This window comes from Cellulomonas sp. URHB0016, assembly GCF_054057935.1.
Genome location: NZ_JBSRZU010000001.1, coordinates 2,890,893 through 2,903,774 on the forward strand (window position 1 = coordinate 2,890,893; position 12,882 = coordinate 2,903,774).

Below are 12,882 nucleotides of genomic sequence, written 5' to 3' on the forward strand. Positions count from 1 at the left end.
CCCGGGCGGTGGAAGGGTCACAATGCGGCCCCGCTGAGACGCAGCACGTGGGTTTCGGAGTGTGCGCGCGGGAAGGTGATCGACTGGTGGGCGCCGACCTCGGCGGGGGTGGCCGGCTTCCCCTCGGCTGTGCGGATGGCCCAGCTGTCGCCGTGGAGAGAGCGGAACGAGTTGCGGCCCGCGGCCATCCGGGCCTCGGCACCACCCGTGGCGTGGGCGGCGATGTCCCGTAAAGGGCCGATCTGGTGCACCGATGTGGCCGCGTCGTCCGGCTCGTGAGGGCCGAGCGCGTAGCCGGCGGTCTCCTGGGTCATTCGCTGGGACCGGTCCATCCCTCGACGATGGGTAGCGGGGTCTGTTCCTCCCAGTAGGCGTCGCCGCACCTGAGCGCGAACACGTCATCGAAGCTGCCGATCGCGCAGGTCTGCTCGGTACCGTCCGGCAGGCGCAGATCCGCGAGGAGTTCACTGTCGGCCCGGTGTGGCAGGCGCTGGTGGTCGTCGAGGAAGGTCACCCCGTAGGCGTCCTGGAGCTGGCTGAGTACACGTTCGGTGGTGGTCCGTTCCAGGGTCTCGTGCGCTTCCATGGCACGGTTGTAGCGCGCGTCTTCCACCCGGTAGTTCAGGTAGGTGGAGCCGAGAGTGAGCCCCATCGCTAGGAGCGCGATCAGGAACAGTGGATACGGGCTGTTCCCCTTGCGGGCCGTGGGGCCGGCTCCGATGACCACCGCGACGAAGAAGATGATCGCGACGGTACTGATCCAGAGGAGCACCCAGCCCAGCGTCCCGGGATCCGAGCTCGGCGAATAACCGATCTCGACGAACGGGATCCCGGGCGGTGGGAGCGTCACGATGCGGCCCCGGTGAGGTGCAGCACGTGGGCTGCGGAGGGTTCGCGTGGGATGGTGATCCGCTGGTGTGCCTGGACCACGGCGGGGGTGGCCGGCTTCTCCTTGGCTGTGTGGATGGCCCAGCTGTCGCCGGGGACTGAGTGGAGCGAGTTGTGGCTCACCGCGGCCATCGACGTTTCTGCGCCACCCGTGGTGTGGGCGGCGGTGTCCCGTGGCCCGCCGACCCGGAGCGCCGACGCGGCGGCTACGTTCTCCGCGTGAGCGTCGAGCGTGCAGTCGGTGGTGATCTGGGTCATTCGCCGGGACCGGTCCATCCCTCGACGATGGGTAGCGGGGTCTGTTCCTCCCAGTAGCCCTCACCGCATCGGATGGAATACGTGCCCTCGAAGCTGCCGATGTGGCATCTCTGCTCGATGCCGTCAGGCAGACGCAGGTCCGCACGGGCTTCCGCGTCTGCCATGTCCGGCAGCCATTGCCATCGGTCCAGGAAGGTCACCCCGTAAGCGTCCTCGAGCTGGCCGAGCACCCGTTCAGTGGTGGTCCGTTCCAGGGTCTCGTGCGCTTCCATGGCACGTTCGTAGCGCGCGTCTTCCACTCGGTAGTTCAGGTAGGTGGAGCCGAGAGCGAGCACCATTGCTACGAGCGCGATCAGGAACAGTGGATACGGGCTGTTCCCTTTGCGGGCCGTGGGGCCAGCTCCGATGACCACCGCGACGAAGAAGATGATCGCGACGGTACTGATCCAGAGGAGCACCCAGCCCAGCGTCCCGGGATCCGCGCTGGGCTGATAGCCGATCTCGACAAACGGGATCCCGGGCGGTGGAAGCGTCACGATGTCGCCCCGGTGAGGTGCAGCACGTGGGCTGCGGAGGGTTTGCGCGGAACGGTGATCCACTGGTGTGCCTGGACTACGGCCGGAGCGGCCGGCTTCTCCTCGGCTGTGCGGATGGCGAGCGTGCAGTCGGTGGTGATCTGGGTCATTCGCCGGGGCCGGTCCAGCCCTCGACGATGGGGAGCGGAGTCTGGTCCTCCCAGTAGGCGTCGCCGCACCTGAGCGCGAATACGTCATCGAAGCTGCCGATCGCGCAGGTTTGCTCTGTGCCGTCCGGCAGGCGCAGATCCGCGAGGAGCTCACTGTCGGCCCGGTGTGGCAGGCGCTGGTGGTCGTCGAGGAAGGTCACCCCGTAGGCGTCCTGGAGTTGGCCGAGTACTCGTTCGGTGGTGGTCCGTTCCAGGGTCTCGTGCGCTTCCATGGCGCGTTCGTAACTTGTCTCGTGGATGCGAAAGCTGACGTACGTCGAGCTGATCGCGAGCACCATGGCAACCAGCGCGATCAGGAAGAGGGGGTAAGGGCTGTATCCCTTGCGGGAGGTCGGACCGGCCCCGATGCACACCGCCACGAAGAAGAAAATCGCGAGTGCGCTGACGCCGGCCAGCACGTTCGTCAGCACTGTGGGGTCCGAGCTCGGCGAATAGCCGATGTCGACGAACGGGATCCCGGGCGGGGGAAGCGTCATGATGCGTCCCCGGTCAGGTGCAGCACCTGCGGCGCGGACGGATCGTGCTGGAACGTGATCCACTGATAGGCGTCGACCACGGCGGGTGTGGCCGGCATGTCCTGGGCGGTGCGGATAGCCCAGCTGTCACCGATGACCGAGTGGAACGAGTCGTGGCCCACCGCGGCCATCCACGCCACGGCGCCCCCTGTGGCGCTGGCGGCGGCCTGCCGTGCACCGTCGGCCCGAAGCACCGACGCGGCCACGTCGTCCAGCTCCGCGTAGGCCTGGGCTGCTGCCGTCTCGCCTTGGCTGAGGGCGAACAGAGACAGCGGATTCGCCGAACGCAGCCCGTTACGGAGAGCGCTCCAGCCGGTGCCAACATCCGACCAGCGGAACGTCTTAAGGTCGGCGAGCTCCTTCCAGAGCACCTTGGGGTGCAGTGCCCGCCATCCCTGCATGGCGCCGGTGCGGAAGCCGCCAGCCGCAGCCATGGCCTTACCTTGCTTCAGGCTGAGCCGGCCGATCCCGCTACCCACCAGCGAGCGGATGGTGGACCGCCCACCCGCGCGTAACCCTGTTGCGGCGACCCGCGTGGCACCGCGGGCGGCACTGACCGCAGCCTTGGCTCCCATGCCGACGACCCGTCCGAGGCCGAACGACGCAACGGCGACGATCCCCAAGATGACGTCCGTCCAGGAACCCTCGTGGTTGATCGCAAGGAGGATGTCCGCCACCAGCGTGACGGCCGTGAGCAGCAGCGCGGCGACGGCGAGGGCCTGGCCGAGCACGGGCACCCAGCACAGCACGAGTGCCAGGACGCCTACCACGGTGGCGGCCTTGCCGATGTTGTCGTGCACCCAGTGCGCGAGACCTGCCCACGCCTGCCACACGCCGTCGTTCAGGTCGTCCGACTCGACGGCCGCCGTGATGTCGTCGATCGCGGTCTGCGCGGCCCGGTCCCGGTCCGTGACGGCCGCCTCGAGGGCTCGCCGTGCCGACTCGAGGCGGGCGTCGGCGGCGTGTACGTCGTCCCGAGCGGCGCGGAGCTTTCCTCGTGCGGTGGACACGTCGTCGGGAGCGGCGTCGTCCAGCGCACGGGACGCGGCAGCGACGTGACGTTCCCCCAGGTCGATCGCATTCTGCGCGTTCTGCGCATCCCGGAGGGCCGCGTCAGCATTCGATTGGGCGTCCGTCAGTGCTGTGGCGTACCGGGTCAGCGCCGTCTCGACAGCCTCGTAGCGTTCGATCGCCTTGAAGACCTTCTTCTTGACATCGTTGACCCGGTCGCGGACCTCGTTCACCGCCTTGGAGCGGTTCGCGGACTGGTCGGCGACCCGAGCCAGCGCGTCGACGGCGTCCTTGAGTGTGTCGGCGATCGTGCCGTACTCCAGGCTCGCGCGCCGCACCCCGTCGGGGTCGCCGGGGACCGGGTCGGACGATGCCAACGGGTACCACGAGTAGGGCCGGGTCATGACTCACCGGCCAGGGCGGAGGCGAACTGGGTGTCGATCGCCTCGAACTGGTCGCTGATGTCCCCGCACGCGGTCGCCAGCGCGCCGATCTCGTCGACCAGGCGGGCACGCCTGCCGTCCCAGCTGCTGGCGAAGTCCTGCATGCACTGCGCCAGCCCGGGGTGGCCGACGAGGTCCGCCACCCGGTCGGCGTGCGCGCCGGCGGTGTGCAGCTCCTGCGTGATCGAGCGCAGCAGCGTGCCCGCCTCCCGCAGTGCCGTGGTGTCCACCTTGAGCTCGTCGCTCATCGTTCTCCCCTCACGTGCGAACCCGGACCAGGGGCGTCGTGCCCGCCACGCGAGCGGGCGGGCACGACGCCGGAGACGGTTGGGTCAGCCGCGCAGGCCGGAGGCGAGCTGGGTGTCGGCGTCCTCGAGGGTGGCGGCGGCGTTGCGCAGGTAGTCGCCGAGGCTGGTCAGGGCGGCGACGGTGTCGGTGGCGCCCTGGGTGAACTGCCGGTAGGACTCGCCGAACGCGACGGAGGCCTGGTCGGTGACGAACCCGGAGGAGATCAGGGACTCGATGAACCCCTTGAGCTCGTTGAGCTTGGTGGTGATCTCGTCCTGGCCGTTGGTCAGGCGCGTCGCCGCGTCCCGCATCTCCTGGTACGACACGTTCAGGTTCGCCATCAGATCCTCCGAGCTCGGTGTACCCCGGGAACCCGAGGCCGACGGCCGACCGCCGCGCCGGAACCGTAGCCCGCAAAGCGAACACGGGGACCGGTTCGTCCACAACCTTCAGCCGACCGGCCCTCGAAGATCGCCCACCGTGCCCGACGGATGCCGCGGTCACGCGTCGTCGAGCGCCGACAGCCGCAGCTCGAGGTACGCGCGTTCCGTCGGGCTCGTCACGAGTGCGAGGGCCCGGCGGTAGGCGGCCGCTGCCGCGACCGGTTGCCCTGCGCGGGCGAGGAGCTCGGCGCGGACCGCCGGGACGCGGTGGTGCCGGGGCAGCGCGTCCTCCAGGCCGTCGAGCAGCGACAGGCCCGCGTCCGGTCCGGAGGCCTCGGCCACGGCCACCGCGCGGGCCAGCCGGACCACCGGTGACCCGGTGAGCACCTCCAGCTCGGCGTACAGGGCGGCGATGACGTCCCACCGGGTGGCGTCGGCCGTCGGAGCGGTGGCGTGCTCCGCGGCGATCAGCGCCTGCAACCGGTACTCCCGCGCGAGGGCGCCGGTGCGGTACGCGGAGCGGCTGACCTCGTCGTCGGCGGCCGGTCGGTCCGCAGCCGACCGGTGGGGTGCGTCGTCGGGCAGCGACGCGAGGATGCGGACCGCCTCGGCGATCTCGTCGCGGTGCCACCGGCCCCGGTCCTGGTCGGGCAGCAGCACGATCCGGCCGTCCCCGTCGAGACGGGTGTCGCGCCGGGAGTGCTGGAGCAGCAGCAGGGCGAGCAGCGAGCGGACCACGAACCGCCCCGGCAGGAGGCCGTCGAGCACGCGCAGCAGCCGGATCGCCTCGTCGCCCAGGTCGACGCGCAGCGGCTCGGACCCCACACCGGGCTGGTAGCCGGAGGTGAAGGCGAGGTACACGACGGTCGCGACGGCGTCGAGCCTCTCGTCGAGGCGCGCGGCCGGCGGGGTGGCGAACGGGATGCCCGACGACGCGAGCCGCTTCTTGGCCCTCGTGAGGCGCGCGGCCATCGCGGACTCCTGGACGAGCAGCAGCCGGGCGATCTCGGCGGTCGTCAGCCCGACGACGAAGCGGAGCGTCAGTGCCACCCGGTCGTCGGGCGCGAGCGCCGGGTGGCAGCAGGTGAACACGAGACGCAGCTGCTCGTCGGCCACGTGGGCGCCGGGGTCGACGACGGCGGCCGCGAGGGCGCGCATCTCGTCGTCGACGACCATGAGGGGTTCCTTCCGGCGCAGCACGGACTCGCTGCGCAGCCGGTCGATGACCCGGCGGCGGGCCGCGGTGAGCAGCCACGCCCCGGGGTTGGTGGGGATCCCGTCGGTCGGCCAGTGCGTGGTGGCGGACTCGAACGCGTCGGACACCGCGTCCTCGGCGAGGTCGGGCCGGGCGAACTGGCCGATGAGCAGGCCGATGAGCCGCGACCAGTGGTCGTGCCACGCCGCGGTCACGGCGGCGGCCGCGGGCACGTCCGCAGGCGCACCCGCACCCGCGGCCGCGGCCACCGCCGTTGCGGGCACACCCGCAACGGCGGCCGCGGGCACACCGGCGGGCACCGCAGCGGACGCGGCGCCAGCCGCAGCCAGCCGGTCGGGCAGCACGTCGGGCACGTCGCTCATCCGGCCACCGGACGGACCTCGAAGGAGCCCGTCCCGCGGTCAGGCAGCACGTCCAGGACCGCGTCGAGGTCGGGCGCGTCGAGCAGCAGGACGGCGGCGAGCGGCCCGTCGCCCTCGTCGGACGGCCGGTCGAGCGCGAGCCCGCCCAGCACCGTCGTGGCGGTCTCGGCGGGCCGGACGACCTCCCGGGTCAGCACGGTGACGCCACACCGTGCCGCCCGGGCCGCCAGCCCGGCCTCGTCGACCGGCGCGCCCCGCTCGAGCACCACGAACCTCACGGGAGCCCTCCGGGGAGGCGACCAGACAGCCCGCTGATCGACGGCATCACAGCTGCATGATCTCGCGGACCTCGACCGTGTAGTGCGACGGCAGCAGGTGCGCGTGCTTGACCACGGTGTCCACGTCGGGCGCCTCGACCAGGTAGAAGCCGCCGAGCTGCTCGGCGGTCTCGGCGAACGGCCCCTCGGTGATGGTCGTCGTCCCGTCCGGCCGCCGCAGGGTGGTGGCGGTGGCGACGGGCAGCAGCGCCTCGCTGGCCAGGAAGGTGACGCCGTGCTCGGCGCCACCGGCCGAGTACTCGCGGTGCTGTCCGAACCACTCCGCCTGCTGCGCGTCGTCGGCCTCGGCCCAGATCCGCTCGTCCTCGTAGAGCAGCACGAGGTACTTGGTCATGTCACACCTCCGAGTGGTCGACGACGGGGCGGATCTCGGCGGTCTCGGCCTCGCGCTGGAACGCACCGACGAGCCGCACGAGCCCGTCGAGGTCGTCCGTCTCGACGAGGTAGAACCCGCCGAGCTGCTCGGCCGTCTCGGCGAACGGCCCCTCAGTGACCTGCAGGGGCCCGTCGCCCCGGCGCACCAGGAGGGAGGTGGAGGCCGCCTGCAGCTCCTCGCCGCCGACGATCTTGTGGCCCTGGGCGGCGCAGGCGGCGCCGAACTGCCGGTGGTCCTCGTCGGTCCGTTGCCGCTGGGACGCGTCGCGGGCGTCCCAGACGTTCTCGTCGCCGTGCAGCAGCACGACGTAGCGCGCGGTGGTCATGGCCGGTCCTCTCGTCGTCGCGAGCACCCTCACTGTGCCCGTCGGGGAGATGACGCGCGAGGATCCCGGATATCGACAGGCACGGGCCGGGGGTCGAGGACAGACTGGTCCGCGCGCGCCGGGGGCGTCCCGGCGCCCGGAAGGGGACGACGTGCGGCGTGCGGTGGTGACGGGTGGCGGGACGGGCATCGGCCTGGCGGTGACGCGGCGGCTGGTGGCCGACGGCGCGGACGTGGTGGTCGTCGGGCGACGGCGCGACGTGCTGGAGCGGGCGGCCGCGGAGGTCGACGCGGCGGCGGGGCGGCCGGCGGTGACGGTGCAGACGGCTGACCTGCAGGAGCCCGACGAGGTGGAGGCGCTCGCGGCCCGGCTGGCTGAGGGTGGTCCGGTCGACGTCCTGGTCCTCAACGCGGGCGGGATGCTCGAGCGGGACGGTGACGGGCTGGCCGCGACCGCGCGTCTGTGGACGGACGACTTCCGGTTGAACGTCCTGACGACGGTGCTGCTCGGGGAGGCGCTGCTGCCGCACCTGTCGCGCCCGGGAGGGCGGGTCGTCGCGATGAGCTCGGTCGCCGCGCTGCGGGGTGCCGGTCCGTACGGGGCCGCGAAGGCCGCGGTGAACTCCTGGGTCACCGGGGTCGCCGGGCAGGTGGCGAAGGACGGCATCACGGTGAACGCCGTGGCGCCAGGTTTCGTCCCGGACACGGAGTTCTGGGACGACCGGCTCGACGACCGCGAGCGGCAGGCGCGGGTGGCGCGGATCCCCGCGGGGCGGCCCGGCACGGTCGACGAGGTGGCGGCGGCCGTCGCGTACCTGACGGCGCCCGACGCCGGGTGGACGACCGGCCAGGTGCTGGCGGTCCACGGTGGGGCGTTGCTCGCCCGGCTCTGACCCCGGCCGGGCGGCCGGTGGCGGCCTGACGGCAGCCACGGGGCCGTTTACCGGGCCGACGGCGGGCGTCCCCGGGGCGCCGAAGGCTGACGGGGGCCGCACTGCTTAACCGATTCGGAGGGCCGCGGCCGTGCCAGGCGGCCCCTACCGTCGAGCGGGGCGCCGGCAAGCGGCGTCCTGCTCACGGTCGAGGGAGACGCGTGATGTCCGGAGGTCGAGGGCTCGGCGCCACCGTGCTGGTGACAGCGCTGGGGATCGTCGCCGCCGGGCTCGCGGGTGCGTCCACGGCCTCGGCGGCGACGGGCTGCCGCGTCACGTACACGGTCACGAACCAGTGGGGGACCGGGTTCGGCGCCGACGTGGCGATCGAGAACCTCGGCGACGCCGTCGCCGGATGGCGGCTGACCTGGTCGTTCGCCGCGGGCCAGACCGTGACGCAGGCGTGGAACGGGACGGCGACGCAGTCCGGGTCGGCCGTCACTGTGACCGACGCCGGGTACAACGGTGCCGTCGCGCGGGGGGCGAGCACGAGCTTCGGGTTCAACGGCTCCTGGAACGGCAGCAGCAACCCGGTCCCGGCAAGCTTCGCGCTCAACGGCACCACGTGCACGGGGACGGTCACCACCCCGACCCCGTCGAACCCGATGACCACCCCGACCCGGAGCGCGACGCCGACCCCGTCGAACCCGATGACGACGCCCACCCGGAGCGCGACGCCGACCCCCACCGCGACGCCCCGGTCCGGCGCCTGGCAGGCGGAGAACCTGGACCGCGGCCTCATCAGCGTCCGCTCGGGCACCGGCAACCTGGTCCAGTGGCGGCTGCTCGGCACGGAGCCGGCGGCCACGGGCTTCGACGTGTACCGCGGCGGCACCAGGATCGCGGGCCCGGTCACGGGCTCGACGAACTACCTCGACGACGGCGCACCGGCGGACGCGACCTACACCGTCCGCGCGGTGGTCGACGGCGCGGAGCAGGCGTCGTCGGCCCCGTCGCTGCCCTTCTCGAACGGCTACCTCGACGTCCCCATACAGAAGCCGGGCAGTGCGTACACGGCCAACGACGCGAGCGTGGGCGACCTCGACGGCGACGGCGACCTCGACGTCGTGCTCAAGTGGGACCCGACCAACGCGAAGGACAACTCGCAGTCCGGGGTGACCGACGACGTCGTCGTGGACGGCTACCGGCTGGACGGCACGCGGCTGTGGCGCATCGACCTGGGCCGCAACATCCGGGCCGGCGCCCACTACACCCAGTTCCAGGTGTACGACTACGACGGCGACGGCACCGCCGAGGTCGTGATGAAGACGGCCGACGGCACGGTCTCCGGCACCGGCCAGGTGATCGGCAGCGCGAGCGCGGACTACCGGAGCTCGTCCGGGTACGTGCTGTCGGGCCCCGAGTACCTCACCGTCTTCTCGGGCCGGACGGGTGCCGTCCTCGCGACCACCGACTACCTGCCGGCGCGCGGCACGGTGTCGAGCTGGGGCGACTCCTACGGCAACCGCGTCGACCGGTTCCTCGCGGGGACCGCGTACCTCGACGGGCAGCGGCCGTCGATCATCGAGGCCCGCGGCTACTACACGCGCACGGTCATCACCGCGTGGGACTGGCGCGACGGGAGGCTGACCCGGCGCTGGACCTTCGACTCCGACAGCACCGGCAACGGCTCGTACGCGGGTCAGGGCAACCACGCGCTGACCGTCGGAGACGTGGACGGGGACGGCCGCCAGGAGATCGTCTACGGCGCGATGGCGATCGACGACGACGGCCGGCCGCTGTGGAACACCCAGACGGGCCACGGTGACGCCGCTCACCTCGGCGACCTGATCCCCGGCCGTCCGGGCCTGGAGTACTACAAGGTGACCGAGTCGACGAGCCAGCCCGACTCGTGGATGGCCGACGCCCGCACGGGCCAGATCCTGTGGAAGACGGCCGCCACCGTCGACAACGGCCGCGGGGTGTCCGGCGACATCTGGCCGGGGAGCGCCGGGGCCGAGTCGTGGTCGGCGTCCGACTCGCAGCTCCGGGACACCACAGGCGCGACGATCGGCCGCAAGCCCGGGTCGACGAACTTCCTGGCCTGGTGGGACGCCGACACGAGCCGTGAGCTCCTCGACGGCACGCACGTCGACAAGTACGGCACGAGCGGCGACACCCGCCTCCTGACCGCGTCGGGGGTGCACGCGAACAACGGCACCAAGTCGACGCCGTCCCTGTCCGGCGACCTGCTCGGCGACTGGCGCGAGGAGGTGGTGTGGCCGACGTCCGACGACTCCGCGCTGCGGATCTACGCGACGCCGACGCCCACCACGACCCGGCTCTGGACGCTCCTGCACGACCAGCAGTACCGGACGGCGATCGCGTGGCAGAACACGGCGTACAACCAGCCGCCGCACCCGGGGTTCTTCCTGGGCAGCCCGTTCACGATGCCGGCCCAGCCGAACGTCTACACCCGCTGACGACACGCGCCGAGCGGCTCCCCACCGCCGCTCGGCGCGTGTCAGGCGGTCCAGCGCGGGTCGCGGCCGAGGTACCGCAGGAGCTCCTCGGCCGGACGCTCCCCAGGCTGCGGGTCCAGGGCGGCCGCGTAGGCGCCGTAGGGCCGCAGCGGCTCGACGATCGCGCGGGCGACGGGCAGCAGCCGGGCGGCGAGCCCGTCGTCGAGCGGGGAGGGCCGACCGGTGGCGACGGCGACGTCCCACGCGTGCACGGCGGCGTCGAGGGCCGCAGCGCCGGCCGCGACCTCCGCCGGCAGGGCGCCCTGGGGGAGCGGGGTCGGCGCGGTGGCGCCGCGGGCGACGGTCGCGAACGCTCGGGCCGAGGCGTCGAGCGCGGGCTCGACGAGCGCGGCCAGGGTGGTGTCGAGCGTGCCCGAGGGCGCGAACGGGTCCTCGGTGGGCCCGTCCTCGCCGGTGATCCGGGCCGCGTAGGCGCGCTGGTCCCCGGCGGCGTGCTGGATCACCTGCGCCACGTCCCACGCCGTGCACGGCGTCGGGCGGGACAGGTCGGTGTCGGTGAGGTCCGCGACGGCGGTGCGCAGTGCGGCGTGGGCGTCGTCCAGGACGGGCCAGGCGATGGTCGTGGTCATCGGTCTCTCCTTCGTCGACACGCGGAACGGAACGTCCTGTTCCGCATGGTCCGAGCGTAACGGAACGTTCCGTTCCGTTCAATGGAGGAGCCGGACATGGATCCGGGCACGACGACGGGCAGCCCGCACGGCCCGGAGGCCGGCGGACTGCCCGCAGCGTGGTCGGACGGCGGTCAGGTGGGGATCAGGCGAGCGCCTTCGCCTTGAGCGCCGCGAACTCGTTCTGGTCGATGACACCCGCGTCGAGCAGGTTCTTCGCCTCGGATATCGCCGTCGCCGGCGACGAGGACGCCGTCTGCCGGATGTACTCGTCCGTCGCCCTCTTCGACTCGACCATCTGCGCCGTCTGGCGCTCGGCCATGCCGCGGCCCTTGGCGATGATGTAGATCAGCGCGATCAGGAACGGCATCAGGATCAGCCCGATGACCCAGAGCGCCTTCGCGAACCCGCCCGTGGTCTTGTCGCGGAAGAGGTCGCCGCAGATCTGGAACAGGATGATCAGGTACATGAAGAACACGAACCACCAGACGAGCAGCCAGAACCAACTCCAGAAGCTGTCCACGTGTGGCCTCCTCTAAGTCCGCGCCGGGTAGGGCTCCGGCGTCTGGGACCACCGTGGCCCTCGCAGGTCCCCGGTCCCTCACCCGTGGCGGGTAGTCGTGCCAGGTCAGCGGGCAGGTCAGCGGGCAGGTCACCGGGCAGGTCGGCGGGCAGGTCGGCGCGCAGGTCGGCGGGTAGGTCACCGCTGAGGTCGGAGGTCAGGTCCGAGCGGAGCCGGTCGGCTCACTCGTGCGGGACCTGCAGGACGCGGGAGATGCCGGGCTCGTCGGGGTCGTCGACGATCTCCCGGCCGTCGAGCCAGGACCCGATCACGTGGGCGAGCTCCCCGGGGTGGCTGAAGTTCATCGCGTGCGCGGCACCGAGGATGACGGCGAGCGTCACGTGCGCCGGTGCCAGGCGGGCCACCTCCATGACCCGCCACGGCGGGGGCATCAGCGGGTCGCGGCTGCCGACCACGGCGAGCGTGGGGACGGGCGTGCGCAGGATGCGTTCCTGCGACGGGAACCGGGTCAGCTCGCTGAACAGGTGGAGCGCGTTGACCGGACCGAACCGGAAGTAGTCCGGCACGGCCAGCCGCGCCATCTTGGGGCTCTCCCGCACGGCGTCCCGCGCGAGCTGCATGAGCCCGCGCCCCAGGGGCTGGTTCCAGACGCCGCCGGCGGGGGACGCGAGGACCACGGCCTGCACCCGCTCGGGGGCGGTGTGGGCGACGTCCAGGATCACGGGGCAGCCCATCGAGTTGCCCACCAGCACGACCTTGTCGAGCTCGACGGCGTCGAGGAACTCCAGCAGCGTCTCGGCGAGCGCCGTGATCCCGAGGGTGGCCTCGGGGTCCTCGCTGCGGCCGTAGCCCGGCAGGTCGGGGACCACGTTGGTGGCCCGGCCCGTGAGCCGCAGCGCGGTCGGCAGGAGCGACGTCCCCGAGATCGCGAACCCGTGCACGTGCACCATCGGCACCGCGTCGGGCACCTCCGCGCTGGTGCGCACGAACATCCGACGGCCGCCGACGCTGACCGTCCGTTCCGTCCACCCTGCGGCGACCGTCCCCACGCCGCGATCCTCGCAGCGTGCCGCCCACGGAGGACCACCCGTAACGGGTGACGCCCAGCCGCCCGCGGGTACCCGAGGCTCGGAGGATCGGACCGGACGAACGGAGCCACGACGTGGCCGACGCACCGCAGACCGAAGCA

Annotated in this window: 18 protein-coding genes; 2 read left to right on the forward strand and 16 right to left on the reverse strand. The window is 72.3% G+C overall.

Going from position 1 to position 12,882, the window contains the following annotated elements:
- Positions 1-17: 17 nt before the first annotated feature.
- The 13 genes from ACVW07_RS13305 to ACVW07_RS13365 all read right to left on the reverse strand — a co-directional run bounded on the left by ACVW07_RS13305 (position 18) and on the right by ACVW07_RS13365 (position 7,148).
- The gene (locus ACVW07_RS13305; protein WP_456819710.1) at positions 18-314 is read right to left on the reverse strand and encodes a hypothetical protein; all 297 of its coding nucleotides are present in this window, start codon (positions 312-314) and stop codon (positions 18-20) included.
- Complete coding sequence (locus ACVW07_RS13310) at positions 311-772, reverse strand: hypothetical protein (protein ID WP_456819711.1); 462 nt, start codon at positions 770-772, stop codon at positions 311-313. The genes ACVW07_RS13305 and ACVW07_RS13310 overlap by 4 nt, the downstream gene beginning before the upstream one ends.
- A gap of 74 nt (positions 773-846) precedes the next feature.
- On the reverse strand, positions 847-1,146 hold the full coding sequence (locus ACVW07_RS13315) for a hypothetical protein (protein WP_456819712.1): 300 nt from the start codon (positions 1,144-1,146) through the stop codon (positions 847-849).
- Positions 1,143-1,682: a hypothetical protein gene (locus ACVW07_RS13320; RefSeq protein WP_456819713.1), complete on the reverse strand. Its 540-nt coding sequence runs from the start codon at positions 1,680-1,682 to the stop codon at positions 1,143-1,145. The genes ACVW07_RS13315 and ACVW07_RS13320 overlap by 4 nt, the downstream gene beginning before the upstream one ends.
- Positions 1,679-1,831: a hypothetical protein gene (locus ACVW07_RS13325; RefSeq protein ID WP_456819714.1), complete on the reverse strand. Its 153-nt coding sequence runs from the start codon at positions 1,829-1,831 to the stop codon at positions 1,679-1,681. Before ACVW07_RS13325 ends, ACVW07_RS13320 begins: the two co-directional genes overlap by 4 nt.
- A complete protein-coding gene (locus ACVW07_RS13330; RefSeq protein WP_456819715.1) occupies positions 1,828-2,367 on the reverse strand; it encodes a hypothetical protein in 540 nt (179 codons plus the stop codon). Before ACVW07_RS13330 ends, ACVW07_RS13325 begins: the two co-directional genes overlap by 4 nt.
- Positions 2,364-3,650, reverse strand: a complete 1,287-nt coding sequence (locus ACVW07_RS13335; protein WP_456819716.1) for a hypothetical protein — start codon at positions 3,648-3,650, stop codon at positions 2,364-2,366. Before ACVW07_RS13335 ends, ACVW07_RS13330 begins: the two co-directional genes overlap by 4 nt.
- A 167-nt stretch (positions 3,651-3,817) precedes the next feature.
- Positions 3,818-4,108: a hypothetical protein gene (locus ACVW07_RS13340; RefSeq protein ID WP_456819717.1), complete on the reverse strand. Its 291-nt coding sequence runs from the start codon at positions 4,106-4,108 to the stop codon at positions 3,818-3,820.
- Positions 4,109-4,192: 84 nt separating this feature from the next.
- Positions 4,193-4,489 carry a WXG100 family type VII secretion target gene (locus tag ACVW07_RS13345; RefSeq protein WP_456819718.1) on the reverse strand — a complete coding sequence of 99 codons (297 nt, stop codon included), beginning with the start codon at positions 4,487-4,489 and terminating at the stop codon, positions 4,193-4,195.
- Positions 4,490-4,648: 159 nt separating this feature from the next.
- Entirely contained in the window at positions 4,649-6,109 is a 1,461-nt protein-coding gene (locus ACVW07_RS13350; RefSeq protein ID WP_456819719.1) for an RNA polymerase sigma factor, read from the reverse strand.
- A complete protein-coding gene (locus ACVW07_RS13355) occupies positions 6,106-6,387 on the reverse strand; it encodes a hypothetical protein (protein WP_456819720.1) in 282 nt (93 codons plus the stop codon). Before ACVW07_RS13355 ends, ACVW07_RS13350 begins: the two co-directional genes overlap by 4 nt.
- A 46-nt stretch (positions 6,388-6,433) precedes the next feature.
- Positions 6,434-6,781, reverse strand: a complete 348-nt coding sequence (locus tag ACVW07_RS13360; protein WP_456819721.1) for a YciI family protein — start codon at positions 6,779-6,781, stop codon at positions 6,434-6,436.
- A gap of 1 nt (position 6,782) precedes the next feature.
- On the reverse strand, positions 6,783-7,148 hold the full coding sequence (locus ACVW07_RS13365; protein ID WP_456819722.1) for a YciI family protein: 366 nt from the start codon (positions 7,146-7,148) through the stop codon (positions 6,783-6,785).
- 151 nt (positions 7,149-7,299) lie between these two features.
- On the opposite strand from ACVW07_RS13365, the gene ACVW07_RS13370 reads away from it, so the two are divergent.
- Complete coding sequence (locus ACVW07_RS13370; protein ID WP_456819723.1) at positions 7,300-8,040, forward strand: SDR family NAD(P)-dependent oxidoreductase; 741 nt, start codon at positions 7,300-7,302, stop codon at positions 8,038-8,040.
- A gap of 203 nt (positions 8,041-8,243) precedes the next feature.
- Positions 8,244-10,502: a rhamnogalacturonan lyase family protein gene (locus tag ACVW07_RS13375; RefSeq protein WP_456819724.1), complete on the forward strand. Its 2,259-nt coding sequence runs from the start codon at positions 8,244-8,246 to the stop codon at positions 10,500-10,502.
- Positions 10,503-10,543: 41 nt separating this feature from the next.
- On the opposite strand, the gene ACVW07_RS13380 is transcribed toward ACVW07_RS13375, so the two are convergent.
- From ACVW07_RS13380 to ACVW07_RS13390, 3 genes are all read right to left on the reverse strand, one after another.
- Positions 10,544-11,131: a TIGR03086 family metal-binding protein gene (locus ACVW07_RS13380; protein WP_456819725.1), complete on the reverse strand. Its 588-nt coding sequence runs from the start codon at positions 11,129-11,131 to the stop codon at positions 10,544-10,546.
- 184 nt (positions 11,132-11,315) lie between these two features.
- Entirely contained in the window at positions 11,316-11,693 is a 378-nt protein-coding gene (locus tag ACVW07_RS13385) for a hypothetical protein (RefSeq protein ID WP_456819726.1), read from the reverse strand.
- Between the two features lie 221 nt (positions 11,694-11,914).
- On the reverse strand, positions 11,915-12,742 hold the full coding sequence (locus ACVW07_RS13390) for an alpha/beta fold hydrolase (protein WP_456819727.1): 828 nt from the start codon (positions 12,740-12,742) through the stop codon (positions 11,915-11,917).
- Positions 12,743-12,882 lie beyond the last annotated feature (140 nt).